27 protein-coding genes and 1 pseudogene are annotated in these 25772 nt (G+C 68.3%); 18 read left to right on the top strand and 10 right to left on the bottom strand.

Annotated elements, in window-relative coordinates; genetic code table 11:
• Positions 1–45: 45 nt before the first annotated feature.
• Complete coding sequence (locus ACYVIP_RS05335) at positions 46–1125, top strand: hypothetical protein (protein WP_460392609.1); 1080 nt, start codon at positions 46–48, stop codon at positions 1123–1125.
• A 255-nt stretch (positions 1126–1380) separates the two neighbouring features.
• On the opposite strand, the gene ACYVIP_RS05340 is transcribed toward ACYVIP_RS05335, so the two are convergent.
• Together ACYVIP_RS05340 and ACYVIP_RS05345 are read right to left on the bottom strand one after the other, a co-directional pair.
• On the bottom strand, positions 1381–2292 hold the full coding sequence (locus ACYVIP_RS05340) for an NAD(P)-dependent oxidoreductase (RefSeq protein ID WP_460392611.1): 912 nt from the start codon (positions 2290–2292) through the stop codon (positions 1381–1383).
• Positions 2292–2768 (bottom strand): ester cyclase, encoded by a 477-nt coding sequence (locus ACYVIP_RS05345; RefSeq protein WP_460392613.1) that lies wholly within the window; start codon positions 2766–2768, stop codon positions 2292–2294. Before ACYVIP_RS05345 ends, ACYVIP_RS05340 begins: the two co-directional genes overlap by 1 nt.
• 178 nt (positions 2769–2946) lie before the next feature.
• Here ACYVIP_RS05345 and ACYVIP_RS05350 point away from each other — a divergent pair, with 178 nt between their 5' ends.
• From ACYVIP_RS05350 to ACYVIP_RS05385, 8 genes are all read left to right on the top strand, one after another.
• Positions 2947–4005 (top strand): medium chain dehydrogenase/reductase family protein, encoded by a 1059-nt coding sequence (locus ACYVIP_RS05350; RefSeq protein WP_460392615.1) that lies wholly within the window; start codon positions 2947–2949, stop codon positions 4003–4005.
• A gap of 248 nt (positions 4006–4253) precedes the next feature.
• Positions 4254–4571 carry a TcmI family type II polyketide cyclase gene (locus ACYVIP_RS05355; RefSeq protein ID WP_460392617.1) on the top strand — a complete coding sequence of 106 codons (318 nt, stop codon included), beginning with the start codon at positions 4254–4256 and terminating at the stop codon, positions 4569–4571.
• 12 nt (positions 4572–4583) lie between these two features.
• Entirely contained in the window at positions 4584–4829 is a 246-nt protein-coding gene (locus ACYVIP_RS05360) for a phosphopantetheine-binding protein (RefSeq protein WP_460392619.1), read from the top strand.
• Between the two features lie 14 nt (positions 4830–4843).
• Positions 4844–5737: a cupin domain-containing protein gene (locus ACYVIP_RS05365; RefSeq protein ID WP_460392621.1), complete on the top strand. Its 894-nt coding sequence runs from the start codon at positions 4844–4846 to the stop codon at positions 5735–5737.
• A complete protein-coding gene (locus ACYVIP_RS05370) occupies positions 5734–7137 on the top strand; it encodes a beta-ketoacyl-[acyl-carrier-protein] synthase family protein (RefSeq protein ID WP_460392623.1) in 1404 nt (467 codons plus the stop codon). Before ACYVIP_RS05365 ends, ACYVIP_RS05370 begins: the two co-directional genes overlap by 4 nt.
• Positions 7134–8366: a beta-ketoacyl synthase N-terminal-like domain-containing protein gene (locus ACYVIP_RS05375; protein WP_460392625.1), complete on the top strand. Its 1233-nt coding sequence runs from the start codon at positions 7134–7136 to the stop codon at positions 8364–8366. Before ACYVIP_RS05370 ends, ACYVIP_RS05375 begins: the two co-directional genes overlap by 4 nt.
• Positions 8363–8701 (top strand): antibiotic biosynthesis monooxygenase family protein, encoded by a 339-nt coding sequence (locus ACYVIP_RS05380; protein WP_460392627.1) that lies wholly within the window; start codon positions 8363–8365, stop codon positions 8699–8701. The genes ACYVIP_RS05375 and ACYVIP_RS05380 overlap by 4 nt, the downstream gene beginning before the upstream one ends.
• Positions 8702–8714: 13 nt before the next feature.
• Positions 8715–9182, top strand: coding sequence for a hypothetical protein (locus tag ACYVIP_RS05385; protein ID WP_460392629.1), 468 nt, complete (start codon positions 8715–8717; stop codon positions 9180–9182).
• A gap of 54 nt (positions 9183–9236) precedes the next feature.
• Here ACYVIP_RS05385 and ACYVIP_RS05390 read toward each other — a convergent pair.
• The 3 genes and pseudogenes from ACYVIP_RS05390 to ACYVIP_RS05400 all read right to left on the bottom strand — a co-directional run.
• Positions 9237–9470, bottom strand: a pseudogene (locus tag ACYVIP_RS05390) (hypothetical protein); the annotation flags it as partial.
• 6 nt (positions 9471–9476) lie between these two features.
• Positions 9477–10007, bottom strand: a complete 531-nt coding sequence (locus ACYVIP_RS05395) for a flavoprotein (protein WP_460392631.1) — start codon at positions 10005–10007, stop codon at positions 9477–9479.
• Positions 10008–10027: 20 nt separating this feature from the next.
• Positions 10028–11266: a helix-turn-helix domain-containing protein gene (locus ACYVIP_RS05400; RefSeq protein ID WP_460392633.1), complete on the bottom strand. Its 1239-nt coding sequence runs from the start codon at positions 11264–11266 to the stop codon at positions 10028–10030.
• Positions 11267–11496: 230 nt separating this feature from the next.
• On the opposite strand from ACYVIP_RS05400, the gene ACYVIP_RS05405 reads away from it, so the two are divergent.
• Both ACYVIP_RS05405 and ACYVIP_RS05410 read left to right on the top strand, forming a co-directional pair.
• Complete coding sequence (locus ACYVIP_RS05405) at positions 11497–11745, top strand: hypothetical protein (protein WP_460392635.1); 249 nt, start codon at positions 11497–11499, stop codon at positions 11743–11745.
• Between the two features lie 122 nt (positions 11746–11867).
• The gene (locus ACYVIP_RS05410) at positions 11868–13496 is read left to right on the top strand and encodes an outer membrane protein assembly factor BamB family protein (protein WP_460392637.1); all 1629 of its coding nucleotides are present in this window, start codon (positions 11868–11870) and stop codon (positions 13494–13496) included.
• 62 nt (positions 13497–13558) lie between these two features.
• Here ACYVIP_RS05410 and ACYVIP_RS05415 read toward each other — a convergent pair whose 3' ends face one another.
• From ACYVIP_RS05415 to ACYVIP_RS05425, 3 genes are all read right to left on the bottom strand, one after another.
• Positions 13559–13984, bottom strand: a complete 426-nt coding sequence (locus tag ACYVIP_RS05415) for a hypothetical protein (RefSeq protein WP_460392639.1) — start codon at positions 13982–13984, stop codon at positions 13559–13561.
• A gap of 27 nt (positions 13985–14011) precedes the next feature.
• Complete coding sequence (locus ACYVIP_RS05420; protein ID WP_460392641.1) at positions 14012–14446, bottom strand: hypothetical protein; 435 nt, start codon at positions 14444–14446, stop codon at positions 14012–14014.
• Positions 14447–14599: 153 nt separating this feature from the next.
• Positions 14600–15970, bottom strand: a complete 1371-nt coding sequence (locus tag ACYVIP_RS05425; protein WP_460392643.1) for an SLC13 family permease — start codon at positions 15968–15970, stop codon at positions 14600–14602.
• 136 nt (positions 15971–16106) lie between these two features.
• On the opposite strand from ACYVIP_RS05425, the gene ACYVIP_RS05430 reads away from it, so the two are divergent.
• Positions 16107–17300, top strand: a complete 1194-nt coding sequence (locus ACYVIP_RS05430) for a CaiB/BaiF CoA transferase family protein (protein WP_460392645.1) — start codon at positions 16107–16109, stop codon at positions 17298–17300.
• 348 nt (positions 17301–17648) lie between these two features.
• Entirely contained in the window at positions 17649–18758 is a 1110-nt protein-coding gene (locus ACYVIP_RS05435) for a DUF418 domain-containing protein (RefSeq protein ID WP_460392647.1), read from the top strand.
• A gap of 68 nt (positions 18759–18826) precedes the next feature.
• On the opposite strand, the gene ACYVIP_RS05440 is transcribed toward ACYVIP_RS05435, so the two are convergent.
• Together ACYVIP_RS05440 and ACYVIP_RS05445 are read right to left on the bottom strand one after the other, a co-directional pair.
• Entirely contained in the window at positions 18827–19024 is a 198-nt protein-coding gene (locus ACYVIP_RS05440; RefSeq protein ID WP_460392649.1) for a ferredoxin, read from the bottom strand.
• Between the two features lie 5 nt (positions 19025–19029).
• Positions 19030–20238, bottom strand: coding sequence for a cytochrome P450 (locus ACYVIP_RS05445; protein ID WP_460392651.1), 1209 nt, complete (start codon positions 20236–20238; stop codon positions 19030–19032).
• Between the two features lie 184 nt (positions 20239–20422).
• Between ACYVIP_RS05445 and ACYVIP_RS05450 the strand changes: the two genes are divergently transcribed.
• From ACYVIP_RS05450 to ACYVIP_RS05470, 5 genes are all read left to right on the top strand, one after another.
• Positions 20423–21607, top strand: a complete 1185-nt coding sequence (locus ACYVIP_RS05450; protein WP_460392653.1) for an RCC1 domain-containing protein — start codon at positions 20423–20425, stop codon at positions 21605–21607.
• 39 nt (positions 21608–21646) lie between these two features.
• Positions 21647–22681, top strand: coding sequence for a methyltransferase (locus ACYVIP_RS05455; protein ID WP_460392655.1), 1035 nt, complete (start codon positions 21647–21649; stop codon positions 22679–22681).
• An 88-nt stretch (positions 22682–22769) separates the two neighbouring features.
• Positions 22770–24056: an erythromycin esterase family protein gene (locus ACYVIP_RS05460; protein ID WP_460392657.1), complete on the top strand. Its 1287-nt coding sequence runs from the start codon at positions 22770–22772 to the stop codon at positions 24054–24056.
• 16 nt (positions 24057–24072) lie between these two features.
• Positions 24073–24921, top strand: coding sequence for a GNAT family N-acetyltransferase (locus ACYVIP_RS05465; RefSeq protein ID WP_460392659.1), 849 nt, complete (start codon positions 24073–24075; stop codon positions 24919–24921).
• 17 nt (positions 24922–24938) lie between these two features.
• Positions 24939–25712, top strand: coding sequence for an SDR family NAD(P)-dependent oxidoreductase (locus ACYVIP_RS05470; RefSeq protein ID WP_460392661.1), 774 nt, complete (start codon positions 24939–24941; stop codon positions 25710–25712).
• Positions 25713–25772: the final 60 nt, after the last annotated feature.

The following is a 25772-nucleotide window of genomic DNA, read 5'->3' on the forward strand; positions in this document are numbered from 1 at the left end:
TATGATCGCGTGGTGATCGTGTCGGCATGTCAGGGAGCGTGAGACATGAGCCGAACGCGGCGCGCGGTCGCCGGGTACGCGTTGGAAGCCGGCTTCGGACGGGTCGTGCGGGTGCACCGGCACATGCGCGACTCGGGTCTTCTTGGCGTCCTCGTCAGCGTCACGGTGCTGGCCATCTTTGCCGCGGCGATCGCGGTGTTCGCGTTCGTGCTCAACGAGTCGCCGCTGTGGCGGTTGCCGGTTCTCGGGTTGGCAGGGCTGGTCGGGGTGACGGCCGCGACCTGGTTCTGGGGTCCGACTCCGGACCCGGACCGGCGGCGCTGGTTCGTGATCGCCGAGCACGGCCTGCTGGTGTGGTCACCCGGTTCGGACACCCCGTCGGCGGCCGTGCGCTGGGACGACCTGCGGGTCGACTGGTCCGAGCGTGTGCCCCAACTCACCTGGGAGGACGGCGGGCAGCGGCACACGCTCGGGCTGACCGGGGTGTCGGGCCGAGGCGATCTGATCCAGGCGGTGGCGCGGTCCGGCCGGGTCGGGCGCTGGACCCCGGGCCGGCTAGCGCGCACAGCCACCGCGGCCATCGCGACCGCGGCCGTGGTGTGGTTCGCGGCGGTGCCGGTCGTGCTCGACCTGGTTCTCGGGGAGCGCCCCGATGACATCACCAACTTCGGCCAGGTGTGCGCCGGGGAGCGCGACTTCGGCCGGGCCGCGGCGTACGAGGGTCGCGGGCCGCATCCCATCGCCGTCTACAGCGACCACTCCTATCCCGAATACAGCGACGGTGCCGTCACCGACGCCAAGGGCTGGCCGCTGGCCGACACCGTGCAGCTCGTCGGCTGCGTTCGCCAGATCGGCAAGGCCACGCCGGACTCACTCGTCTCGTGTCCCTACGAGGGTGGCTACACGATGACCGTCTACCAGGGCCGCTATCAGGTGGAGATCTACGAGGCCCGCACCGGCCGCCCGGTGTCCTCCTTCACCATCGACGGGTCCACCGACACCGACTGCGCTGCCATGATCTACGTCCTTCCCGACGACCACTCCGAACAGAGCTACGACACCTCGCCCGACGAGGCGAGCTACGCCAAGCGGCTCGCCTCACTGGTCAACGACGAGGCGAGCTGACTCAGCGCGACTGCCCTGAATGCCCCATTCAGGACGGTGAACGTCGCCAATGCCTCATTCAGGGCATCGCGGCCGGGGCCGGGCAGACGAAAGGCCGCCTTCGTCACTCCCCAGACGAAGGCGGCCCTCCTCCCCCCTCAGGCCGGAGACCGCTCCCACTCTCCCCAAAGTGGAGGCGGTCTTCGTTGCCCCCCACGTGTAAAGAGCACGGCCGCCCTCGCTGGATACGAGGGCGGCCGATTTTTTTCCAACGGGCTACGCGGCCTCCTCCGGCCACGCGTAGTCCGCCAGCCCGGACACCGACTCCATGAACGCCATCAGCGCGGCCACGTCGTGGTCGCCGAGCCCTCGGTTCTGCGCCGCAGTCAGCCAGTCGTAGCTGGTGGCGGTCGTGGGCATGGGCACCCCGAGGCGCTGGGTCTCGGCCAGCACCAGCCCGAGGTCCTTGCGCATCAGCTTGAGCCGGAAGTCCGGCTTCTCGAACGCACGTCTCGCAATGACGCCCGCCTTGAACTTCATCATCGGGCTGCTGTACCCGCCGGCGGCGATCAGCTTGATCAGCGCCCTGCGGTCCAGGCCCGCCCGCTCGCCGAAGGCGATGGCCTCGACCAACGCCTGCATCTGAACCCCCATCAGCAGGTTCAGCGCCAGCTTGGCGGTCGCGCCCATGCCGCCCTGCCCGAGGTGCACGACCTCCTTGGCCAGCGGCTCGATCACCGGCTCCAGCGCCTCGACGTCCTCGCGGGTGCCGCCGATCATGAAGCGCAGCTCACCGTCCTTGGCGTGCTGGGCGTTGCCGAGGACACACGCGTCCAGGCCGCGGTGCCCGGTCGCGGCCAGGCGAGCCTGCTGGCTCACCGCGAAGTCCGGGGCCACGGTCGACAGGTCGGCCACGATCGCGCCCTCGGGCAGCCCCTCGACCACCCCGTGCTCGCCGAACAGCAACTGCTCGACGACCTCGCTGGTGGCCAGGGAGAGGAACACCACGTCGGCGCCCTGCGCGGCAGCGGCGGGCGTGGTGGCCAGCACCGCGCCCTCCTCGGCCAGGGCCTCGCCCCGCGAACGGGTGCGGTTGTAGACCGTGACGTTCGCCCCGGACGCGAGCAGGCGGGAGACCATGCCCCCACCCATCGCGCCGAGGCCGACGAACGCGATCTTGGCCGCCATCAGCTTGCTTTCGCTTCCGGGATCGCCACGCCGACCGGCGGTGCCGCACCGACCGGCGGCTTGGGCTCCTCGACGATCCCCAGCTCGAACAGGATCCTCGGGAAGTCGTCGCTGATCCAGGACTCGATGACCTTCCCGTTGCGCACCCGGTGCAGGTCGACGCCCTCGACGACGAACGTGCGGCCGGTCGGCGGCATCCACATCAGCGGCCCGGTGTGCGTGCCGGTGGTGCGGAACCGCAGGCCGACCAGCTCGCCGGCGGCGAACATGTCCTGGATGCCACAGGTGAAGTCCGGGAAGGCCCGCTTCCAGAACTCGGTGGCCATCTTGAACGCGATCGGCCCCTTCGGCAGCTCGAGGCCGGCGGTGTGCACCTCGTAGTCGTCCGCGAAAACGTCGTTGATGAATCCGAGGTTACCCTTGTTTAGCCCTTCTTCGGTCGCGAAACGGACCAGTTCGATGTTCTCTTCGGACATCTGCGACCTCCGCGCGCTGAACAGCCGAATACACAGTCCAGTCCACAGTCGCATGGGCATATCCCTAAGCAACCCGACTGCTGTCCCACCTGTTGGTGACAAGTTCCCGGACCATCTGGGTGGGGATCCGTATAAATTGTTCAGTTGAAATACTTGTATTCCGTTGACGGAGGCGCAGATGCAGACGACCCAGGTGTACGCCGTCAACCGGCAGCAGACCGACTGTCTCGAAGTCCGCCAGAGGGACCTCGAGGCGCCGCCCGCCGGTCACGCGCGGGTCCGGGTCGAGGCGGCCGGTGTCTCCTATGGCGACGTGCTCTTCCAACGCGGCGTGGTCCCCGGTGGACCGAAGCCGCCGTACACCCCCGGCTGTGACCTGGTCGGCGTGGTCGAGTCGGTCGGCGCTGGCGTGACCGGGCTCGAGGTCGGCCAGCGGGTCGCGGCGCTGGTGGTGTCCGGCGGCTACGCCTCGGCCATCAACCTGCCGGCCGCGCGGCTGGTGCCGGTGGCCGACGGCGTCGACCCGATCAAGGTCGCGGCCGTGTCGCTCAACTACTTCATCGCCCACCAGATGCTGCACCGGGTGGCGCAGGTCACCTCCGGGCAGCGGATCCTGGTGCACGGCGCGTCCGGCGGTGTCGGCCTGGCGTTCCTGCAGCTCGCCGAGCACATCGGCGGGGTGACCGTGTTCGGCACGGCGTCCGCGGCGAACCTGTCGCTGCTGCGCCGGCACGGCGCGATCGCCATCGACTACCGCAACCAGGACTTCGCCAACATCGTGCGCGGCACGATCGACGACGACGGCTCGATCAACGCCACCACGGCCTACCACCGGAACGGCACCGTGGACGCCGCGTTCGACGCGGTCGGCGGCCCGCACTTCTGGCGGTCCTACAGCGTGCTGCGGCGCGGCGGCCGGCTGGTCGCCTACGGGCAGAACGACGTGCTGCGGGACGGCAAGCCGAAGATGGCCATCGGCGCGGTCGGGTTCCTCGGTGGACTGGTGCTGCCGAAGCTGCGCCCGGACGGCCGCCGGACCGGTTTCTACAACGCCTGGTCGCTGGAGAAGTCGCAGCCGCAGGCCTACCGGGAGGACCTGGCCGAGGTGCTCAACCTGCTCGCCGCCGACAAGATCGCCCCCCGCGAGATCAGCACCCTCCCGCTGACCGAGGCCCCCGAGGCGCTGGCCCGCGCCGAGCGCGGCGTAACCGGCAAACTGGTCCTCGACTGCCGCTGACAAACGCAGCGAAGGGTCCCTTCGCTGCGCCCACCGCAGTGAAGGGACCCTTCGCTCCCTCACCCGCGCGGTGATGCCGGCCCGACATTTGTTCGGGCCGGCATCGTTCGTCTGGTCAACGGCTACTCGAAAATCGGTGGAACCGGGTAACTTGCCCAGCCCACCGGGACGGTCGCCTCATGCATCTGGGACCCCACGCAACGCATTCTTTTCGATAAGAAGCCGCGCTGTCGAAGTTGGAGAATGGCATGCACCGATCACTCATCGTCGCTCGAATCATGCCCGACTCACAGGACAAGGTCGCGCAGATCTGGGCTGACTCCGACGCGACGGAGCTGCCGAGGATCGCGGGGGTCGAGCACCGTTCCCTGTGGACTCTCGGGGATGTCTACATCCAGCTGTTGGAGACGGCCGAGCCCGGCCAGGAGACGATCAACCGCATCAAGGGACACCCTGAGTTCGTCGGGATCTCCGAGAAGCTCAGCGAGTTCATCTCCCCGTACCTGTCGACCTGGCGTTCGCCGAAGGATGCCCAGGCTCATTGCTTCTACAACTACGAGAAATAAGGAGCCAACGCAATGGCGAACGTGTCGTTCGACGACGTCGAGTCGATCCTGGTCAAGAAGGTTGGCCTGGCGCCACAGACGCTGGCCGACGCTCCGGCGAACACGCTGGAGGACCTCGGCCTCGACTCGCTGGCGGTCCTCGAGTTGCAGATTGTGATCACCAAGCAGTACGGGGTCGAGATTCCCGACGAGAGCGGCAGCCTCAACGTCGGCGAGATCGTCGAGTTCATCAACAACGCCAACGAGCAGGCAGCGTAAAGGGGAATATCGACATGGCTGGGCACACCGACAACCAGATCCGTATCGAAGCACCGTTCCAGCTCGTCTGGGACATCACCAACGACGTGCCGAACTGGCCGGACCTGTTCACCGAGTACGCCGGCACCGAGGTGGTCAGCCAGGACGGTGACACGATCACCTTCCGGCTCACCATGTACCCGGACGACAACGGCCAGGTGTGGAGCTGGGTCAGCGAGCGCACGAAGTTCCTCGACGAGAAGCGCACCAGGTCCCACCGCATCGAGACCGGCCCGTTCGAGTTCATGATCCTCGAGTGGTTCTACGAGGAGGTCGAGGGCGGCGTCATCCTGCGCTGGGTGCAGGACTTCCACATGAAGGACACCGCTCCGGTGGACGACGAGTGGATGGTCAACAACATCAACAAGAACTCCAAGGTGCAGCAGCAGGTCATCAAGGACAAGATCGAGAAGATCTACCACTCGCGGCGGGCGACCGACCAGCGGACGGTGTCGCTGCACGACTGCCCGCAGGACCACCGGCGGGGCGGCACGATCCAGACGCTGCTCTCCCCGCGCACGGTCGGCTCCACCTCGGGCTTCATGGGCGGCGCGACGCTCGCCCCCGGTGAGGCCATCGCCGAGCACTACCACCCCTACAGCGAGGAGTTCGTCTTCTGCATCCGGGGTGAGCTCGAGGCCGACATCGACGGCGAGGCCGTCTCCGTGCCGGCCGGCACGGCGATCATGGTGCCCAAGGAGACCCGTCACCGGCTGCGCAACGTCGGCGGTGGCGAGGTCTTCGCGGTCTTCCACCTCGGCCCGCTCGCGCCCCGGCCAGAGCTCGGGCACGTGGACACCGAGACCCGCGAGGAAGCCGCCGAGATCGCCGCGAAGATCCTGGCGTCGAGGGAGAAGAAAGCCGCATGAGCGGGAAACACAAACACAGGAGCGGGAGCGACGGAGCGGACGCCGTCTGGACTGACGAGCGCGCGCAGGCGCGCCAGCGCCGAGCACGTGAGGAGGGAAGACGGCGTCTTAGCGCAGTCGCGGGAGCGACCAGTAAACACAGGCGCGTTGTCGTCACGGGAGTTGGTGTGGTCGCTCCCGGTGGCGTCAACCGGGAGGCGTTCTGGTCGACGCTGACCTCCGGGCGCACCGCCACCAGACGGATCACCTTCTTCGACGCCACCAAGTTCCGGTCCAAGGTCGCCGCCGAGGCGGACTTCGACCCGATCGCGGCCGGCCTGTCGGCGCAGGAGATCCGCCGGGCGGACCGGTATGTCCAGTTCGGACTCGCGTGTGCCGCCGAGGCGCTCGCGGACTCCGGCCTTGAGCTCGACGAGCGCACGCTGGACAACACCGGCGTGGTGATGGGCTCGGCGGTCGGCGGCACGATGGCACTGGAGGACGAGTACGTCGCGGTGTCCAACACCGGCAAGGAGTGGCTGGTCGACCACACCTACGCGGGCCCGTTCCTTTACCAGGCACTGGTTCCCAGCTCGCTGGCGGCCGACATCGCACACCGCTACGGCACCCACGGCCCGACGCAGGTGATCTCCACCGGCTGCACCTCGGGCATCGACGCGATCGGCTACGCGTTGCACCTGGTGCAGGACGGCGAGGCGGACGTGATCATCGCCGGCGCGTCGGACAGTCCGATCTCGCCGGTCACGGTGTCCTCGTTCGACGCGATCAAGGCAACCACGCCGGAGAACGACGACCCGGAGCACGCCTCCCGGCCCTTCGACGCGACCCGCAAGGGTTTCGTGATGGGTGAGGGTGGCGCGGTGTTGATCCTCGAGGAGCTCGGCCACGCGCTCGCGCGGGGAGCGAACATCTACTGCGAGGTCACCGGCTATGCCAGCCGCTCCAACGGGTTCCACATGACCGGGCTGCGCCCGGACGGGCTGGAGATGGCCGAGGCGATCCGGGTGTCGCTTGACCAGGGCCGGACCAATCCGACCGATGTGGACTACATCTGCGCGCACGGTTCCGGCACCAAGCAGAACGACCGGCACGAGACCGCGGCGTTCAAGAACGTGCTGCGCGACCACGCCTACCGCACCCCGGTCAGCTCGATCAAGTCGATGATCGGCCACTCGCTCGGCGCGATCGGGGCGATCGAGATGGCCGCCTGCGCGCTGACCATCGACCGGAACACGGTCGCGCCGACCGCGAACTGGGCCAACCGGGACCCGGAGTGCGACCTGGACTACACGCCGAACACCGCACGCGAGCACCCGGTCGACGTCGCGCTGTCGGTGGGTAGCGGGTTCGGCGGGTTCCAGTCGGCGATGGTGTTCAGTCGCTTGAAGGAGGCGTCATGACGGCTCGTGCGGTGATCACGGGCATTGGAGTGGTCGCACCGTCCGGGATCGGAGCGGGGGCGCACTGGAAGTCCATTATGGACAGTGAGTCGCGGCTCGGGCCGATCACCCGGTTCGACGCGTCCAGCTATCCGGTGCGGCTCGCCGGCGAGGTCCCCGACTTCGACCCGGACGAGTTCGTCTCGCCCCGGCTGAAGGTCGCCACCGACCGGTGGACCTGGCACGGCTTCGCCGCCGCCCAGGAGGCGTTGACCGACTCCGGCGTCGACCTGTCCACAATGGACCCGTACGAGACCGCGGTCGCGCTGGCGTCCTCGTCCGGCGGCAACGAGTTCGGCCAGGGCGAGCTGCAGGCGCTGTGGTGCGAGCCCGACGGCGCGGTGAGCGTGTACCAGTCGATCGCGTGGTTCTACGCGGCCAGCGTCGGGCAGATCTCGATCCTGCACCAGCTCAAGGGCCAGTGCAGCGTGCTGGTCGCGGAGAGCGCCGGCGGGCTGGACAGTTTCGCCCAGGCCGCGCGGACCATCCGGCGGGGCACCAAGGTCGTGCTCGCCGGCGGGACCGAGGGGCCGCTGTCGCCCTACGCGTTGACCTGTCAGCTGTCCACCCGGCGGCTGTCGACCAGTACCGACCCGGCGACCGCCTACCAGCCGTTCGCGCCCGGCGCGGCCGGCTACGTGGTCGGCGAGGGCGGTGCGGTGCTGCTGGTCGAGGACCTCGACCACGCGCGGGAACGGGACGCGGACATCTACGGCGAGATCCTCGGCTGGGCCGCGACGCACGACGGTCGCGCGTCCCGCCCCGGTGACGGCGGCGATGTCGGCCAGGTGTCGCGGGCGATGCGGATCGCGTTGGACCGCGCGGACCGCGCACCGTCCGATGTGGACGTCGTGTTCCCGGACGCGGTCGGCGTGCCGGAGTGCGACCGGGTCGAGGCGGCGGCGATCCGGTCGGTGTTCGGCGACCAGGTGCCGGTCACCACACAGAAGGGCCAGCTCGGCCGGATGTACCAGGGTGGTGCGGCGGTCGACGTGGCCACCGCGTTGCAGGCCATGCGGTATGACCTGCTGCCGGCCACGTCGACGCTGAGCGAGCCCGCGCCGGGTTGCGAGCTGAACTTCGTGACCGAGCCGACCGCGCGGCGCACGTCCCTGGCGCTGGTGAACGCACGAGGCTACGACGGGTACAACACCTCACTCGTCGTCGGCCGGTACGAGGAGGGTTCATGAGTAGGAAAGCGGCACGCGCGCGGATCGTGTTCCTGATCCGGGTGTTGGCGGCGGACACCGAGCGTTTCCTGGCCGCCTACGAACGGATCCGCTACGAGGTCGCCGGCGGGGTGCCGGGGCACGTGCTCGACCAGGTCTGCCAGTCGCCTGCCGACCCGGAGCAGTGGCTGATCACCAGCGAGTGGGAGTCACTGGAGCACTTCGTCGCCTGGGAGCGCAGCCCCGGGCACCGCGAGCTGGCGGGCCCGATGCGGGCCTGCATGGCCGAGGCGAAGTCGATCAAGTTCGAGATCCGCGAAGAGACGGCCAACACGACCCTCCGGCGCGCCGGCTGAAACAGGAGATGACATGACCACCGCACTCACCATCATGAGTGTCTGGGTGCTGGCCGCGTCCGGCATTCAGCTCGGCACTCTCTGGATCATGAAGTTGTCGATCCTGCCGCTGCTCAACGGTTTGCCGTACAGCCAGTACGTCAGCACCAGCCAGCGCATCGACATGCACGTGTTTCACCCGATCGCGGTGTGGAACGGCGTCATCGCGGCCGGGGTCGGCGTGATCGCGGCGTTCGCCACGACGTCCGGCGCGTCGGCGGCGCTGTTCGTCATCGGCTCGGTCGGCATGCTGATCGTCGGGTTGGCGTCCGAGGGCGTGAACCGGCCGATCTGGCGGCAGATCGAGAAGTGGAGCGTCGACACGGTCGACGACGAGCAGTGGGCGAAGAAGCGGCACATCTGGCACCTCGCGCACCAGGTGCGTACCTACGGCGCGATCGTGGCCGTCGTCGGGTACATCGCCGCGATCTTCACCGTCTGATTGGAACAGTCGGGATCCCCGCTCGGTCTGTGCCGAGCGGGGATCCTGGTGTTTCCAGCAGGTCGCCACGAACCGTCCTTTTTGCTCACGGGTCAACTTGGCGGTAGCACCGTCGGTGGCCGTGATGAACGCGCGCACCTGGTCATAGACCTCGGTGGCGGCGGCGCGTTCCCACTCCGGCGTGTCGTCCCAGGGGGTGACGTAGCCGGGCTTGGGTTCGCCAGGGAAGTACGTGTTGACCCCAGCGATCCACGCTTCGCGGAAGATGCGCCCTCGTTCGGCGTGCACGTGTATCTACCTCTCCATGAGTCTCGTCAACGCTTGTAGTGCCAGCTGCCACGGATATTCCGGCAAGTGCTTCGAGCCTTGGTGTGGCGTGTGCGGCGTATAACCTTCGTGGCCCAACAGGATCCGTACGCCAGCGCTCCGCAGCACCTCGACGCTGCGACCGAACGCCGGATGCGCGGCCTGGGCGTTGTTCAGGAACGGTAAGGCCACCAAGGGAAGCCCCAGACCGATCCCCTCGGTCAGGAGCCCGAGCGCCAGCGTGTCGGCGATCCCAGCCGCCCACTTGTTGATCGTGTTGAAGCTCGCCCCGCCGACGATGATCGCCGTGGCCGGCGGCAGGACATCGGGTGTGCCCGGCTGCTTGTAGTCGCTCCGAACCGGGTGGCCGGTCTGCGCCGCCAACGCTGTTCGATCGACGAAACGCATGGCCATCGGGGTGGCGACCACGCAGACGGTCCAGCCGTCGGCCTGCGCCAGGTCGACCAGCCTGCCCACATCACGGGCGGCCGGCGTGGCACAGGCGATGATGTACAGCACGCGCGCAGGCTCGGTCGCACTCACGTTGCCACGCCGACGAACTCGGCCAGCTCGCGCACGTCGCTCCTGATCGAGCGACGTCCGCGGCGGATGATTCCGCGCAACATCGTATGTACCCGACGGGTGAAGATGAGTTGCTCCGGAGCCGCGGCGCGGGCTGACCTCAGCGCATCGACCGCCTCACGGTCTTTTCGGCGCAGATAGTTCGCCCAGGCGACGGTGATCAGGTGTGACGTACGTCGTTCGGCCAACTCGCGGGGCAACTGGTCATGTGCTACGGAATCGGCTTCCTCAATTGCCCTGCTCGGGTCGCTCAGTTCGAGCGAGAGCCACACCCGATGTATTGCGACGTTCGTCGGGCCGAATGCGAACCAGTAGTCATTTCTGTCGCCGACAACATCCGCCGCCCGCGAGGCTTCCGCCAGGTACTCCCGCACATGCTTGTGATCGCTCAATGTGGCCGCACCGACGGCGCCTTTCAGCATGAGGGACCCGTACACGCTGTAGGACTCGGGGGTGTCCAGCTGTGGCCGCAACGCGTCCGCGGCCGCGATCGGCGCGTCGGTCGATTCGAGCAGGCGTCCGGCATGCCGCAGCACGACGGCCATGCGCCAGGCTCCGCCCGCGATGAGCAGCTGGTCATCGACCTGCTCAGCGGCGTGCATCGACCGTTCGGCGGCCACCCACGGCAGGTGACTTTCACCCAACCGGTCGAGCATCCCGGAGGTCACGCGGTAGACCAGGGCCTGCAGTTCGTAGGCCGTGCGGCGTTGTTGGTCCGTGGTCGCGTTCCGCACCAGCTGCCACGAGTCGGCGATCATGTCGGGGACGAGCGGGGCCATTTCCGACCACTGCTCGGTCTGGGAACAGACGAATGCCCTCGCCGTGCGCCGGCGAAGATCAAGTGCTGAGACCGAGGGTCGGTCCGGTACGCCGACCAGTCCGGCGATGCCGTCATAGCGCAGCATCGCCGCTTCGATAGTCGGGACCGCGTTCGGCGCCGTTCCCAGGGAGTCGCTTCGCCCGGAATTCGTTCGGAACGGCCCTGGCAGCAGCGCCGACGGACTGATCCGAAGTCCCTCGGCGACAGCGACGATGGTAGACAGTTTGTCGACGTCCCGTTTACCATTTTCGAGCTGACGCAGCCATTCCGTGGAGCGGCCGCCGACGAGACCGCACAGCACCTCCTGAGTCATGCCTCGTCGCTTGCGATAGTACGCGATCCGCTCACCGACGGTCGCTTCGTCATCCAGCCGCACAACCCCAGCATACGACCCCAACGCTTTGTTGGGGATTCTCGTTGGCTGGGCACATACGGTCTCTTTTCGGCAGGCGAACCAACGGTGCGTGACCACTGACTACGCGCCAGAATGTGCCGACATTCCGCTGACGGTCATTGCTGGACCAGTTGGCCGTTCGCCGCCATGGACACCGGCCGCCACCGTTCCCCACCGGTTGGAACCGACCATCAGCACTCAGGAGCCACATCGTGACCGCCACACCGTTCGCACTGATCAGCACCGAGGACCGCGCCAAGATCGTCGCGTACGGGCTCGACATCGACCTGCCGTCCGGCCGGGACGTCGTCACCTTCCGCCGCGAGGCGGATGGGCGGTCGTCGGTCGCGGTCCATCGGTCCGTGGAGGCCGCGCGGCGGCGGTTCGGCATGGTCACGCCGGTGGAGCTGGTCTGGGAGCCCGACTGTCCATCGCGGACTGACTCGCTCGAGGACCGCTGACAGCCAGCCACACGGCACAGTCGAGAGATCCCCGTTCGGCATCCCGAGCGGGGATCATCGTTCTCTGGACTTCTATGGATTTCACACCTGGAGGTGTCGTGCAGTTACGGAACCCCAAAAGCGTGCGGCGTAAGGTATCGGCGTTCGTCGCCGGCCTCGCCGCCGTCACGGTTGCCGCGTTAGGGGTCGCCGCCGCGTCCGGGCCGACGGCCGCGAGCGGCGACGCCGATGCCAACCGCGGTCATCGGTCCGCCGACTGGCCGACCTGGCAGCTGAACACCTCGGGCACGCGCTACAACGACAAAGAGCGCACGATCACGCCGCGCAACGTGGACCAGCTGGAACTCAAGTGGGCCTACACGTTCGGCAACGTGCCCTACTCCCGCGTCGGCAGCCAGCCGGCGGTGGCCGACGGCGTGCTCTACGTCGGCGGCCCGGACGGCGTGTTCGTCGCCCTGGATGCCAAGAGTGGCAAGACCAAATGGTCCTACGACGCGAACGCGGTCACCGGGCCGCTGCCAGACGGCAAGCCGAACGGGATCCGGGACGGGGCGGCGGTCGCCGGCGACCGCGTCTATTTTGGTGACTCGACCGGCCGGGTGTTCGCACTGCACCGCAAGACCGGCAAGGTCGCCTGGATCAGCCGGGCGAGCACGCAGCCCAACTCCGTGATGACCAGCTCACCGCTGGTGGTCGGCAACCGGCTGTTCGTCGGGGTGTCCACTTTGGAAGCCGGGTTCGTGAACGACCCCAACTACCCGTGCTGCCGCCACCGCGGTCAGGTGCTCGCGCTGGACATCCGCACCGGCAAGGTGGTCTGGAACTACTACACCCTCCGGGAGGCCGAGCCGATCGGCAAATGGCCGAGCGGCGCGACGAAGTACGGCCCATCCGGCGCCAGCGTCTGGTCCAGCCCGGTGGCCGATCTGCGTACCCGCACCATCTTCGTCGGCACCGGGCAGAACACCACCGGCTCCGAGGGTGACATCAACAGCGTGATCGCGTTGAGCATGGACACCGGCAAGGTGCGCTGGAAGAACCGGATGACCTTCCCGGACACCTACACCACCGCCTGCGAGCAGGACGATCCCGGCGAGTACTGCCCCGGCAAGGGCACCTACGCGCTGGACGCCGACTTCGGCGCGTCCGCGAACGTGATCAAGGTGCGCGGGAAGACCCTGGTCACCATCGGCCAGAAGAACGGCATGTTCTACGCCTTCGACGCCCGCACCGGCAAGGTGGAGTGGCAGACCGAGGTGGCGCCCGGACCGCTCGGCGGCGTCGGTGTGCAGTGGGGCAGCGTGTTCGACGGCCGCTACCTCTACGGCGCGACCTGGTACGACAACCCCTCCCGGCTGATCAAGCTGGACGCGACGAACGGGAAGATCGTCTGGGAGACCCCGCACCCGGAGGACGGCTGCTCGACCGGCGGTGCCGCACCGCATCCGGACATCTGCTCGCCGATCTTCACGCCGGCGCCAAGCGGAACGCCCGGGCTGATCTACGAGGGCAGCGGTGACGGGAAGTTCCGCGTCTTCTCCTCGAAGACCGGCGAGATCCTCTTCAGCTACGACGCCGTCCGCGACTACCAGGGCGTCAACGGTGTCCCCGGCCGCGGCAGCGCGTTGTCGGGCAACGGTGGCGCGGTCATCGTGAACGGCATGGTGTACGTGATGGCCGGGTACTACCCCTTCTACCCGACCGACAAGGGCACAGTGATGCTCGCCTTCGGGTTGAAGGACAAGAAGTAGACCCGTCGACGATGCCGATCGGCCCGGTGGCTCACGAGGCCGCCGGGCCGATCGGCCTGGCGTTACGTCCGGACGACGTCGAACGGTCCGTAGTCAGCGCAGCTGATGCACTCGGGATCCCAGTTCTTCCACCAGTTGCCCGACATCCGCGTGACGTTGCCGTCGCTGTCACACGTGGCGGAGGTGACGCTCATTCCCCAGAGAAATCCGCCAGTCGTGCTCAGCATGCCATTTTCATGGACATAGCCGATCGACGAGTAACCGTTGAACTGCATGATCCGGAACTCGTCGTCCTCGTCGATGTACACGGTGACGTCGAGCACGCCGTACAGCTCACCGGTGTGATAGTTGTGTGGACCGTTGAAGTTCCCCAGCCACGGTTCGTTCGCGGTCGGCGCGCACGACTCGTCGGCCTGCGCGCTGGTCGCCGGCACCACCAGCACACCGATGACCATCAACAAGCCGGCTAACAGTTTTCCGAACCTCACTCAGACCTCCGTTGGTAAGCGCGGGGCTCACACTCGTGCTACGTCGAACGTGCCCCAGACGACGCAACCCCAGCATTCCGGCCAGTTGTAGAAGAAATACCAGTCGCCGGCGAACGCGACCACGTCACCGGCGGCGTCACAGGTCGCGGACACGGTCTCCAGGCCCACGATCGGATGGTTCTCCTGGGTCCGTAACAGGCCGGTGTCGGTGTATCCCCACGGGACGAACCCGTCCCGTCTGATCACCAACTGGCCGTTCGCGTTGTGCTCGACCTCGACCACGCGGTCGGCCACCGAGCCACTGTTGTACACGTGCGGCCCGTTGAAGGTGCCCACCCACGCGTCCTCGGCGGTCGGCGCGCAGGCCGAGGTCGCCGCCGGACTCGCCTGGGCGACACCCGCAGGGGCCACCAACAATCCGACCGCACCAAGAAGTGCGGCGGCCATTGTTCTGAGTTTCACTGGACCTCCGTCAGCATCGACAAAACGTCGGCACCCAGCGTAAGTAGTGTGTGGTCACAGCCGACCGGGAAATGTTCCCCGGAACCAGGGACCACCGAAAAACAAAACGTCCCCGGTCCGCGCGAACTCGCGGACCGGGGACGAGCAGACGGCTCAGCCGGCGAGGTAGCCCGGCAGCACCAGGAACGCGCACAGCAGGACCGGGCCGATGAGCACCATCGAGAAGCCCCACTGGAACAGGAACCGGCGCACCTGCGGCCGGATCCGCTCGTCGACCGCGCCGACGGCGGTGGCCCCAACGGTCGACAGTGGGCTGATGTCCACCAGCGACGAGGACAGTGCCAGCGCGCAGATCACCCCGACCGCCGGCACCCCACCGGCCTCCACCAGCGGCAACGCCAGCGGAATGATGATCGCGAGCAGCGCCGTGGTCGACCCGACCGCGGAGATCAACGCACCGCACACGCACAACGCGAACGCCGCCAGCAACGGGCTGGAGATCTTCGTGCCGAGGTCGGCGACCGACTTCACCGCGCCCATGTGGTCGAGCACGCCGACATAGGTCGTGATCCCGCCGACCAGCAGGATCGTCGACCAGTCGACCCGCTTGACCGCGTCGGCGGTCTCCTTGGTGAACGCCAGCATGAGCAGCACGCTCAGGCCGAGCGCGGTCGCGCCGACGTGCAGGTCAACGCCGAAGAACGCCAGCCCGATGACCGAGCAGACCAGCAGCAGCAACGACACCACGGTGGCCAGCTGGTAGGCGTTCAGCTTCGTCGGCGCCGTGATCACCGGCGCGGTGACCCGCGTGGCGGTCGCGGTGGCGGTGACGGTCCCGTTGGCGGCCGGTAGCGGGTCGGGCTCAACGTCGGCTGAAGGCCCGCTCGAAGGCGCGCCGCCGTCCGGCTCCTCCAGCTCCTGGGACTCCTTGACCAGGTACTTGCCGAACAGCATCCACGAGCCGACGAACAGCACCAGGTTGACCGCCAGCGCCGCGCCGAACAGGAACAGCCCGTCGAAGTCGATCCCGCTACCCCGCGCGGTACCCGCGGTGATCAGGCCGAACAGGCTGGTCGGCGCGAACGCGCCGGCCGAGCCGCCGGTCGTGGTGGCCAGCGCCAGCACCACCGGGCTGAGCCGGTTGCGCCCGGCGAAGGACACCGAAACGGGGATCAGCACGATCGCCGCCAGCGGCGACCCCAGGCTCGCGATCCCCGCGGAGAGCACGAAGAACAGCACCGGCAACAACGTGGTCCGGTTGCCGATCAGCCGCAGTGACCGGTCGATCAACCAGTCCAGGGTGTCGTTGGCCCGCGCGATGCCGAACAGCAGCGTCACACCGAGCAGCAACAACAGGATGTCGACGGGGAAACCAGCGAGAATGTCCTTGACCTCGAGGCCCGCCAGCCCGGTGCCGACGGCCAACGCCGCGGCCAGAGCGAGCGCGCCGAGATGGACGGGCCGTACAGTCGCTATCAGGAAAGCCAGGGCGAGGACCAGCAGCGCAGTGATTTGGGCAGCCATGGGCGCGCTCCCTCCAGGGAGATGATTGCGTGGCATCGTGGGGACCACCGAGCTACAAATGCTCGTAAACCGCTGAAGTCCCAGCTCAGCACCGGTCTCGACCGGGTCTTGAACCCCTTGTGGTGCACTGTGTGGAATGTCGAACCTTCCGCTGACCGGCGTGCGGGTGATCGATCTGACCCGGGTCCTCGCCGGCCCAACAGCCACCGCGCTGCTCGCCGACCTCGGCGCCGAGGTGATCAAGGTGGAGGGCCTGCCCGGCGGGGACAACGCCCGCGCGTGGGGCCCGTTCGTCGACGGCCGCGGCCAGTACTTCGCCTCGGTCAACCGCAACAAACGCTCGCTCGCGCTCAACCTGCGCGACCCGGCAGGCCAGGAGGTGCTGCACCGGCTGGTCGCGCACGGCGACGTGCTCGTGGAGAACTTCCGCCCCGGCACGCTGGCGAAACTGGGCCTGGCGCCCGAGCGGCTGGCCGCCGACCATCCGCGGCTGGTGGTCGCCAGCGTCAGCGGGTACGGGCCGACCGGGCCGGAGCGGGACACCCCCGGGCTGGACCAGGTCGCGCAGGGCATGTCCGGCCTGATGTCGGTGACCGGGGCCGGCGAGCACACCCCGATGCGGGTCGGGGTCCCGGTGGTGGACAGCATCTCCGGCATCGTGGCCGCGCTCGCGGTGGCCGCCGCGCTGGCCGGCCGGGAACGCACCGGGGTCGGCGGCTACGTGCAGACCTCGTTGCTCGAGTCGGCCATCGCCGTGCTCAGTTTCCAGGCGCAGCGCTATCTGGGCGCCGGTGAGGTGCCGCCGGCCACCGGCAACGACCATCCGGTGATCAGTCCCTACGGGACCTTCGCCACCGGCGACGACCCGATCAACGTCGCCGCCGGCACCCCGGCGCAGTGGGTCGCGCTGTGCGCCGAGTTGGGCGTGCCGGAGCTCACCGAGCGGGCCGAGTACGCCGACGCCACCGCCCGCGTGGTCAACCGCGCCGCGCTGCAGGCCGAGCTGGAACATGCCCTGGCCAGGCGGAAGGCCGCCGAGTGGGTGCCGCTGTTGCGCGCGGCCGGGATCCCGGCCGGCCCGGTGTACCGAATGGACCAGGTCTTCGCCGACCCGCAGGTCAGCGCGCTGGGCATGGTCACAGAGACCCCGTTGCCCGGCGGCGGTTCCACGCCACTGGTCCGCGGACCGATCTGGGTCAACGGCGAGCCGGCCCAGGTCACCCTGCCGCCACCCGACCTCGGCGAACACTCCGCCGAGGTGCTCGCCGAACTCGGCTACCTGGAAGAACAGATCGCTGACCTGCAAAAACGCGGAATTGTTGCTGGCTAACGCAAGCGGCACGACACCGCACCTAAGGGGAACGGGACGCAGCCCAGCCATCAACCCCGCGCCGAACCGGCTGCTACCAACCCACGCACCCACAAGCGTTAAACGCGGGGAGGCGGCTCGAGCGAACGTTGCGATGACGTTGAGTGGGTCGCGGTTTATTGAGCCCGACGTGCATCCCTTCCGGGGGACCTGGGCACCCGGAGTCATCCGGCCGACTGGAAAGCGGACACCCCCATGCCTGACAGTGCTCCCAATTTATCCCGTGGTTCGGCCACGGCTGGTCCAACGTCGTTAGGTCCACAATCGTTCCAGGCGCGTTCGCTCGCGCCCGACCTCGCCCGCGGCTTCATGCTGCTGCTGATCGCGCTCGGCCACTCGTCGGTGCTGCGCGCGGCGTGGTCGGAGGACGGCTACTCGAACATCGACCCGATCTCTGCGATCTACAACACGGCCTCCGCGGTGCTGCTCGACGGTCGGGGTGCCGCACTGTTCGCCTTCCTCTTCGGCTACGGCCTGTCCCAGATGTACCTGCGGTACTCCGCGCGCGGTCAGGAGTGGCCGAGCTTCCGGGCGCTGATGCAACGCCGGGGTTTCTGGCTGCTCGTCATCGGCCTGCTGCACACCGCACTGCTGTTCTTCGGTGACCTGCTCGCCGCCTACGGCCTGGTCACGCTGCTGTTCGTCGGCGCGCTGCGCTGGAGCGGCCGGAGCCTGTGGATCACCGGCGGCATCTTCGCCACGGTCGGCACGCTGATCTACGCCTTCGGTATCCCCAGGGTGTTCATGAGCCTGAACCAGCCGGAGACCGTGACCCCGGTGACGGACATGCTCTACCGCCTGCAGTGGCCGATGATGGTCCCGCTGGTCGTGGTCGGCGCCGTGTTCCCGGTCATCGTCGGCATCTGGGCCGCCCGCAAGCGCATCCTCGACGAGCCCCACCTGCACCGGTCCTACCTGCGCAAGGTCGCGGGGTACGGCATGCTGATCACGATCGTCCTCGGTCTGCCGTACGGGCTGCTCAACGGCGGCTACTTCATGACCCAGTCCGAGGTCGTCTACAACGGCCTGTACTGGATCAACCAGATGGGCGGCTACTTCGGCGGCTTCGCCTTCGCGGCGATGTTCGGTCTGCTCGCGGTCAAGATCGGCGAGAAGCGCAGCTGGTTCACCAAGGCGCTGGTCGCCACCGGCCAGCGATCGCTGAGCTGCTACCTGTTCCAGTCGCTGTGCTGGATGGTGCTCGGCGCGCCCTACCTGTTCGGCCTCGGCAACACCATGTCCGAGCTCGGCGCGCTCGGCGTCGGCGCCGTGGTGTGGATCTTCGCGCTGTGCGTCTCCTCGGCCATGGCCCGGCGCAACATCCGCGGCCCGGTCGAGATCGTCTACCGCAGGCTCACCTACGGGCGCGACGCGTCCTCGCAGGCCAAGCCCGACCCCAAGGTTCCCGCCAACGCCTGACGGCGCGGCACCACGAAGGTGGGCCCGGTGGCGACTCGCCACCGGGCCCATCTTCGTCGTTCACGAAACTATTCGCTGACCACCTGGATCGCCCCGGACGGGCAGGCGAACACCACGTCCGCCAGCTCCCCGGCCAACTCGGCCGGCGGGTTGTCGTCCAGCACCACCACGACCGCGTCGTCGCCCTGGTCGAACACCCTCGGCAGGCTGTCCGCGCACAGACCCGCACCGCAGCACCGGTCCCGATCCACGATCACCCTCGGCATCGCGATCACCACACCACCGGGCACTCGTACAGGCCGTAGACCCACATCTCGTAGCGGTAGCGCAGTTCCTCCGGCGACACGGTGGTGCGCAGCCCGGGGAAGGCCGCGAACAACTCGCGCAACACCACCCGCACCTCGGTCCTGGCCAGGCTCTGCCCGGCACACTGGTGCACGCCGTAGCCGAAGGTGACGTGCGGGGACTGGGCCTGGCTGGTGTCCACCGCGTGCGGACAGGCGTACCGCTCCTCGTCCCGGTTGGCCGAGGCGAGCGAGCACACCACCCAGTCGCCCTTGGCGATGCGCAACCCGTTGATCTCGATGTCGTCGGTGGCCCGCCGGACGATGCCCCACTGGATGATCGCGTGCATCCGCAGGATCTCCTCGACCAGCGCGGTGCCCTTGGTGGTGTCGTTGAGGTCCGCGATCAGCTCGCGGTTGTCCATCAACGTCGCCACCCCGAGGCCGATCGTGTTGGCCGTGGTCTCGTGCCCGGCGATGAGCAACAGCATCGCCTGCCCGACAACGATGTCGTGCGGCGCCGGCTCACCGGCGATCTCCGCGTGCACCAACCGGCCGAGCACGTCGGAGGTGTTGGCGCTCTTGCGTTTGTCGGTGACCAGCTCGCCGAGGTACTCGTAGAGCGCCTTGGTGGCGGCGTTGATCTTCTCCGCCGGCGCCCCGACCTGGCTGCGCACCTCGGCCTGCTCCTGGAAGAACTCCTGGTCGGCCTGCGGCACGCCGAGCACCTCGCAGATCACCCTGGAGGGCACCGGCAACGCGAGCTGTTCCACCAGGTCGGCCGGCGGCCCGATGTCCCGGATGCGGTCGAGGTACTCGCGGGTGATCGCGGCGATCCTGGGCTCCATCGACCTGGCCCAGCGCGGCGTCATCTCCTTGACGATGGCCCGCCGCCACGGGGTGTGCTCCGGCGGATCCATGGCCACCAACGACCTCGGCAGCATGACCTCGGGTTTGCGGTCCTTGATCGCCGACAGCGACGGCGGCGGACTGTTGAACCGGTTGATCGACAGCCGGGGGTCGGCGAGCAGGCTGCGCACCTCGTTGTACGTGGTGACCAACCAGCCCTCGACCCCGTTCGGCCAGACGAACCGCGAGATCGGGGACTCCTTGCGTAGCTGCTCGTACTCCGGCGGAGGGTGGAACGGATGCGTGCGCGAGCGGGGTAGCTCGGGCAACGAAGACGGCGGCGCCATGGCGACCTCTCAGGCTCTGTATTTCCGCGGAGCTATTTGCCTGCACCTACCATGACGCGCGCCTTTGACTGCGCGCTCAAGAACCATTCGAGGTTGCTGGCGCGGTTTGTCCGGATCACTCATTATCGAGGAGAAATCGAGGCTTGCCGCCGATCACGGAATCCCCAGAAACGAGAGGGACGACATGAGCCAGATCGTCAGCGCATGGGGCGACAATACGAACGGACAGCTCGCCAACGGGCGCAGTGGCGAACAGACCCACCTGCCCCAAGAAGTCAAGGCGCTGGAAGGCGTGCGAACGATCGAGGGCGGCAGCGGCCACGTGATCGCGATCCTCGAGGACGGATCGGCGTATGGCTGGGGCCGCAACGGTTTCGGCCAGATCGGTGACATCTCCACCGATCAGCAGGTCGAGCCGACCAGGGTGAAGCTGGAGGGCATCAAGGCGGTCGCGCCCGGCGGCGGACACACGCTGTTCCTGTTGGAGGACGGCACGGTCTGGGGTTGTGGCGCCGGCTTCTTCGGCATGCTCGGCCCGGACAACATGCGGGTGCACCCGGTGCCGGTCAAGCTGGAGGCGCCGAGCAACATCGTGCAGCTGGTCTCCGGCGGCAGCCACGCGCTCGCGCTGCTCGACGACGGCACCGTGTGGGCCTGGGGCCGCGACGACTGCGGCCAGCTGGCCGACGGCGACCAGACCGGCAAGCGGGACGGCGCGTTGGTCCAGGTGCACGCCGGCCGGGAGTACCCGATCCGCGCGCTGCCCCAGCCGGTCGAGGGCGTCAACGGCGCCACGTTCGTCGCCACCGGCGGCGGGCACTGCCTGGTGGTGCTCGAGGACGGCTCGCTGCTCACCTGGGGACTGAACGACTGTGGCCAACTCGGCGACGGTGTGGCGGAGAATCGCAAGCGCGAGTACCGCACCCCGGTCAAGGCGTTGGTGTCGGACGTGAAGGCGGTCGCCGGCGCGTACCACCACTCGCTGATCCTGCTCAACGACGGCACCGTCCGCGCGTGTGGCATCAACGACCGCGGCCAGTGCGGTGACGGCAGCACGGTCGAGCGCCCGACCCCGGTCGAGGTCGCCGGCCTGACCGACGTGGTGCAGATCGCCGCGACCGGTGGTGGCGGCGACGACAACCCTGGCGACTACGGGCACAGCGTCGCGGTGCGCGCCGACGGCTCGTTGTGGGGCTGGGGCAACAACAACTTCGGCGAGCTGGGTCTGGACGGGGTCGGCCTCTCGCCGACGCCGGCGCAGGTTCCCGGGGTGTCCGGGGTTTCCCACGTCACGGTCTCCGGTGAGGTCCCCGGCTTCCGGGAGCTTCCCGGTGGTGGCAGCACCATCGTGCTCCACAGTGGACAGTAAGACTCCCGGCCGAACCAGCAGAGGAGCGAGACACCAGTCATGAGCGCTGACAACATCGAGCCGACCATCGAGGATGTCCAGGTACTGCTCGACCTGATGTTCCCCACTTCCGGGCAGTGTCTTGGCATCGCCGCCGAGCTGCGGGTGGCCGACCTGCTCGCCGACGGTCCACTCGACATCGCCGCGCTGGCCGAGAAGACCGGTGCCCACCAGCACGCCCTGCAGTCCACGCTGCAGATCCTCAACGAGGACGGCATCTTCGAGGAGATCAAGCCGGGCGTGTTCGCCAACACCCCGCGGTCCCAGCTGCTGCGCAAGGGGGTGCCGAACTCGCAGTTCATCATGTCGCAGTTCGCCGCCTCGGAGTGGCTGTGGCGCTCCTACGCCAAGACCAGCCACAGCGTGAAGACCGGCAAGGCGGCGTTCGAAGAGGCCTACGGCATGTCGCTGTGGGCGTACATGGGCAGGAACCCGGAAGCCGGCCGCGACTTCAACATGGCCATGAACGAGTTCTCCCAGACCCTCGGCCCGTCGATCGTCGCGGGGTACCCTGAGTTCGGTAAGGCCGGGGTGATCGCCGACCTCGGCGGTGGCACGGGCACCTACCTGGCCAACATCCTCAACTCCTACCCGTCGGTGGGGCGCGGCGTGCTCGCCGACCTGCCGCCGGTGATCGAGCAGGCCAAGGCGCGGCCCGACCTCGCCGGCCTGATCAGCAAGGGCAGGCTTGACTTCCACGCCGGCGACTTCTTCGAGTCGGTGCCCGCTGACGTGGATCTCTACGTGTGCAAGCAGATCACGCACTCGTGGAACGACGAGAAGCTGCTCTCGGTGCTCAAGCACTGCCGGGCCGCTTCCCCGAACGCCCGCATCGCGGCGGCAGAGTTGTTGCTGCGGCCGGGAATCGGGCGCTTCGTCAAGTACTTCGACATCATGATGCTGGTCACCATGGCCGGCTTCCTGCGCACCGAGGAGCAGTACGCCGAGGTGTTCAAGCAGGCGGGCTACACGCTGACCAGGGTGGTCCCGACGGAGACCGCGTTCTCGATCATCGAGGCCGTGCCGGCCGACTAGGGCTGGTTTCGGCATGACCGCATGAAAACCGGCACCGGCCACTCACGTGGTGGCCGGTGCCGTCAGCCTGTGAGGGAGAAGGACGATCGTGACTGCGCACAGCGAGCCGACCGAGGCCGACAAGGCCACCGTCCTGGCCGAGGTCACGGAGTGGATCAGGCAGTATGGCCTGCCACTGTCTACAGCGGACGCCAAGGAACCCCTGCGCGACATCGAACCGATCGGCGACATGGTCGGCGACGCGGACGTTGTCGGCATCGGACCATCGACCTACGGCGGGCACGAGCAGTTCACCCAGGCGCACCGGATCATCCAGATCCTGGTGGAGCGCCTGGGTTTCCGCACCGTGGCCACCGAGGAGGACTGGGATGTCGCCAGGGAGCTCGACCACTACGTGCTGACCGGCGAAGGCGACCTGGACACCCTGGTCAAGGGCACCGGGGTGCCGTGGCGGGTCGGTGAGGTGCGGGATCTGCTGGCGTGGATCCGGCAGTACAACATCAGCCACGACGACGACCCGGTGCGGTTCGTCGGCGTCGGCGTGATCGACACCCGCCCGGCCAGCTACGCCGAGGTGAGTGCCTACGTCGAGGCCACCGCGCCGGACCGGCTCGCGGAGCTGGCCGGCCACTTCGACGTGATCCGGCCGACCAGGCCCAACCACGTCCGGTGGTTCATCTCCGAGGTGACCGACAAGGATCGCTACGTCGAGCACGCGCGCGCCGCGGCCGCGCTGGTCACGTCACTGTCCGGACCGGACGCCCACCAGCAGGCGTGGATCGCCCAGCAGGCGCGGCAGATCGTCGGCTTCTACGAGCACTACGCCCACCACCTTACCGACGACGGCTACCGCGACGAGAAGATGGCCGAGAACCTGGTGTGGTGGCACAAGCACACCGGCCACCGGATCGCCTACCTGTCGACCAGCGCGCACAGCGTGCGCTCCGACGGGCTGACCATCAACGTCCCGCCGCGCGGCACGCTCACCTTCAAGCCGACCGGTGGACACCTGCGGGAGGCCTTCGGGGACAAGTACTTCTCCATCGGCATCACCTTCACCCACGGCACGGTGAACTCCGGCTGGGGGCTGCCGCCGTTCAGCAGCGGGCCGATCGCGGCCCCCACGCTGGCCAACGGGTTCGTCGAGCCCGCCTTCCACAACTACGCCTCCCCGCGCTACCTGCTCGACCTGCGCCGGGGCGCACCGCAGATCGTGCGGGACTGGCTGGCCAGTCCGGTGAAGGCCAGGATCATCGGCTCCATCTGCGCGGCCGACCAGCCGCCGGAGGGCTACTACATGACCGGCGGCTCGCTCGCCGAGTGGTACGACGTGCTGCTGCACGAGAAGGAACTCACCCCCACCCAGGTCAAGTGACATGCGGGAGAACCTGATGCAGGTAACGTCCACACCGGACCCGGCGGAGTTCATGGCGGCGGCGGGCGACTGGCTAGTCGCCTCGCCGGTGGAGAACAACGTGCTGCTGGTGCACGGCCTCGACCCCAACGGCGTGCCGCCGGGCGACCGGGACCCGGTGTTCGCCACCATCACCGACGCCGCCGGATCGGTGGTCGGCACCGCGTACTTCCGCGCACCCATGCGGATGACGATCTCCGCGATGCCCGCCGACGCGGCCGTCGCGCTCGCCGAGTTCCTGTCCAAGGAGGGCGAGCCGGTGCCCGGGGTGAGCGGGCCGACCGACGCCGCGGTCGCGTTCACCGCCCGCTGGACCGAGCTGACCGGACAGCAGATCCGCCAGGAACGCGAACAGTGGATCATGGAGTGCACCGAGACCACCCGGCCGGAGAACCCGAGCGGCCGGCCGCGACTGGCCACACAGGACGATCTGGAGACGGTGGCCGAGTGGTTCACCGCCGGCATGCGCGACAGTGGCCTGTCGGCCGAGGAGATCAAGCGCCGCACCCAGCACATGGCGGGCAGCCAGATCGCCAACCAGCGACTGCTGGTGTGGGAGGCCGCGGACGGCTCGCCGGCCGGCGCGGCCGGCTGGAACCCGCCGCTGCACGGCGTCGTCCGGCCGTCCGGGGTGTTCGTCAGCCCGGACCACCGCGAGGGCGGCATCGCCACGCTGGTGCTCGGCGAGGTCGTCGCCCGCGCGCTCGAGAACGGCGCGGACGCCTGCGTGTGCACGCACTTCCTGCAGTACCAGTCGATGCAGGCGGTCGTGGAGAAGGTCGGCTTCCGCAAGCTGATCGACGTCGTCGAGCACATCTACGAATGACCGCGAAGGGGAGCCAGATGACCTCGAACGTGCCTCGCTACCCGGACCTCGACGGCAGAGTCGCCGTGGTCACCGGCGGATCGAGGGGCATCGGCGCGCAGGTGTGCCGGTACTTCGCCGCCAACGGGATGAAGGTCGTGGTGAGCGGCCGGGACAAGGATGCCATTCAGTCCGTCGTGGACAGTATCGTCGAGCAGGGCGGGGTCGCGACCGGCGCGGTCGCGGACGTGACCGACCGGTCGGCGGTCGACCAGCTGCGGGAGACCGCCGAGCGCGAGTTCGGCCAGGTCGACGTGCTCGCCGCGTTCGCCGGCTTCGACCAGGGCCAGGGCGCGCTGGACGAGGTGACCGAGGAGAACTGGCACGCGGTCATCGACGGCAACCTCACCGCGACCTTCCTGACCGTGCAGGCGTTCCTGCCGGGCATGATGACCAGGGGCGGCGGGTCGATCATCACCATGGCCTCCACCGCCGGCCGGCTGCCTGGCCGGGCGTCCATTCCGTACTCCGCGGCCAAGGCGGGCGTGCTGATGTTCACCAGGCGGGTGGCGCTGGACGCGGGCGCGCGCGACGTGCGGGTCAACGCCATCGCGCCGTCGGCGATCCTCACCGAGAAACAGGAACAGCGCATTCCGGAGCAAATGCGCGAACAGGTCGCCAAACAGTTCCCCATCGCCAGGTGGGGAACGCCGGCCGACTGTGCCAACGCCGCGCTGTTCCTGGCCTCGAGCGCGTCCGGCTGGATTACCGGACAAACCATCGACGTCACCGGCGGAAAGGTGATGCTCTAGCTCGAGGTCGCGTCGAGTGACCATCGAGGTAACCCGTCCGGGGCGGACCTACGATGAGGT

The sequence above is a fragment of the Actinophytocola sediminis genome, from assembly GCF_054779715.1.

Coding starts and splice junctions, on each gene's coding strand:
- ACYVIP_RS05335 (WP_460392609.1), top strand. CDS start 46: ATGAGCCGAACGCGGCGCGCGGTCGCCGGGTACGCGTTGGAAGCCGGC.
- ACYVIP_RS05340 (WP_460392611.1), bottom strand. CDS start 2,292: ATGGCGGCCAAGATCGCGTTCGTCGGCCTCGGCGCGATGGGTGGGGGC.
- ACYVIP_RS05345 (WP_460392613.1), bottom strand. CDS start 2,768: ATGTCCGAAGAGAACATCGAACTGGTCCGTTTCGCGACCGAAGAAGGG.
- ACYVIP_RS05350 (WP_460392615.1), top strand. CDS start 2,947: ATGCAGACGACCCAGGTGTACGCCGTCAACCGGCAGCAGACCGACTGT.
- ACYVIP_RS05355 (WP_460392617.1), top strand. CDS start 4,254: ATGCACCGATCACTCATCGTCGCTCGAATCATGCCCGACTCACAGGAC.
- ACYVIP_RS05360 (WP_460392619.1), top strand. CDS start 4,584: ATGGCGAACGTGTCGTTCGACGACGTCGAGTCGATCCTGGTCAAGAAG.
- ACYVIP_RS05365 (WP_460392621.1), top strand. CDS start 4,844: ATGGCTGGGCACACCGACAACCAGATCCGTATCGAAGCACCGTTCCAG.
- ACYVIP_RS05370 (WP_460392623.1), top strand. CDS start 5,734: ATGAGCGGGAAACACAAACACAGGAGCGGGAGCGACGGAGCGGACGCC.
- ACYVIP_RS05375 (WP_460392625.1), top strand. CDS start 7,134: ATGACGGCTCGTGCGGTGATCACGGGCATTGGAGTGGTCGCACCGTCC.
- ACYVIP_RS05380 (WP_460392627.1), top strand. CDS start 8,363: ATGAGTAGGAAAGCGGCACGCGCGCGGATCGTGTTCCTGATCCGGGTG.
- ACYVIP_RS05385 (WP_460392629.1), top strand. CDS start 8,715: ATGACCACCGCACTCACCATCATGAGTGTCTGGGTGCTGGCCGCGTCC.
- ACYVIP_RS05425 (WP_460392643.1), bottom strand. CDS start 15,970: ATGGCTGCCCAAATCACTGCGCTGCTGGTCCTCGCCCTGGCTTTCCTG.
- ACYVIP_RS05430 (WP_460392645.1), top strand. CDS start 16,107: ATGTCGAACCTTCCGCTGACCGGCGTGCGGGTGATCGATCTGACCCGG.
- ACYVIP_RS05435 (WP_460392647.1), top strand. CDS start 17,649: ATGCTGCTGCTGATCGCGCTCGGCCACTCGTCGGTGCTGCGCGCGGCG.
- ACYVIP_RS05440 (WP_460392649.1), bottom strand. CDS start 19,024: ATGCCGAGGGTGATCGTGGATCGGGACCGGTGCTGCGGTGCGGGTCTG.
- ACYVIP_RS05445 (WP_460392651.1), bottom strand. CDS start 20,238: ATGGCGCCGCCGTCTTCGTTGCCCGAGCTACCCCGCTCGCGCACGCAT.
- ACYVIP_RS05450 (WP_460392653.1), top strand. CDS start 20,423: ATGAGCCAGATCGTCAGCGCATGGGGCGACAATACGAACGGACAGCTC.
- ACYVIP_RS05455 (WP_460392655.1), top strand. CDS start 21,647: ATGAGCGCTGACAACATCGAGCCGACCATCGAGGATGTCCAGGTACTG.
- ACYVIP_RS05465 (WP_460392659.1), top strand. CDS start 24,073: ATGCAGGTAACGTCCACACCGGACCCGGCGGAGTTCATGGCGGCGGCG.
- ACYVIP_RS05470 (WP_460392661.1), top strand. CDS start 24,939: ATGACCTCGAACGTGCCTCGCTACCCGGACCTCGACGGCAGAGTCGCC.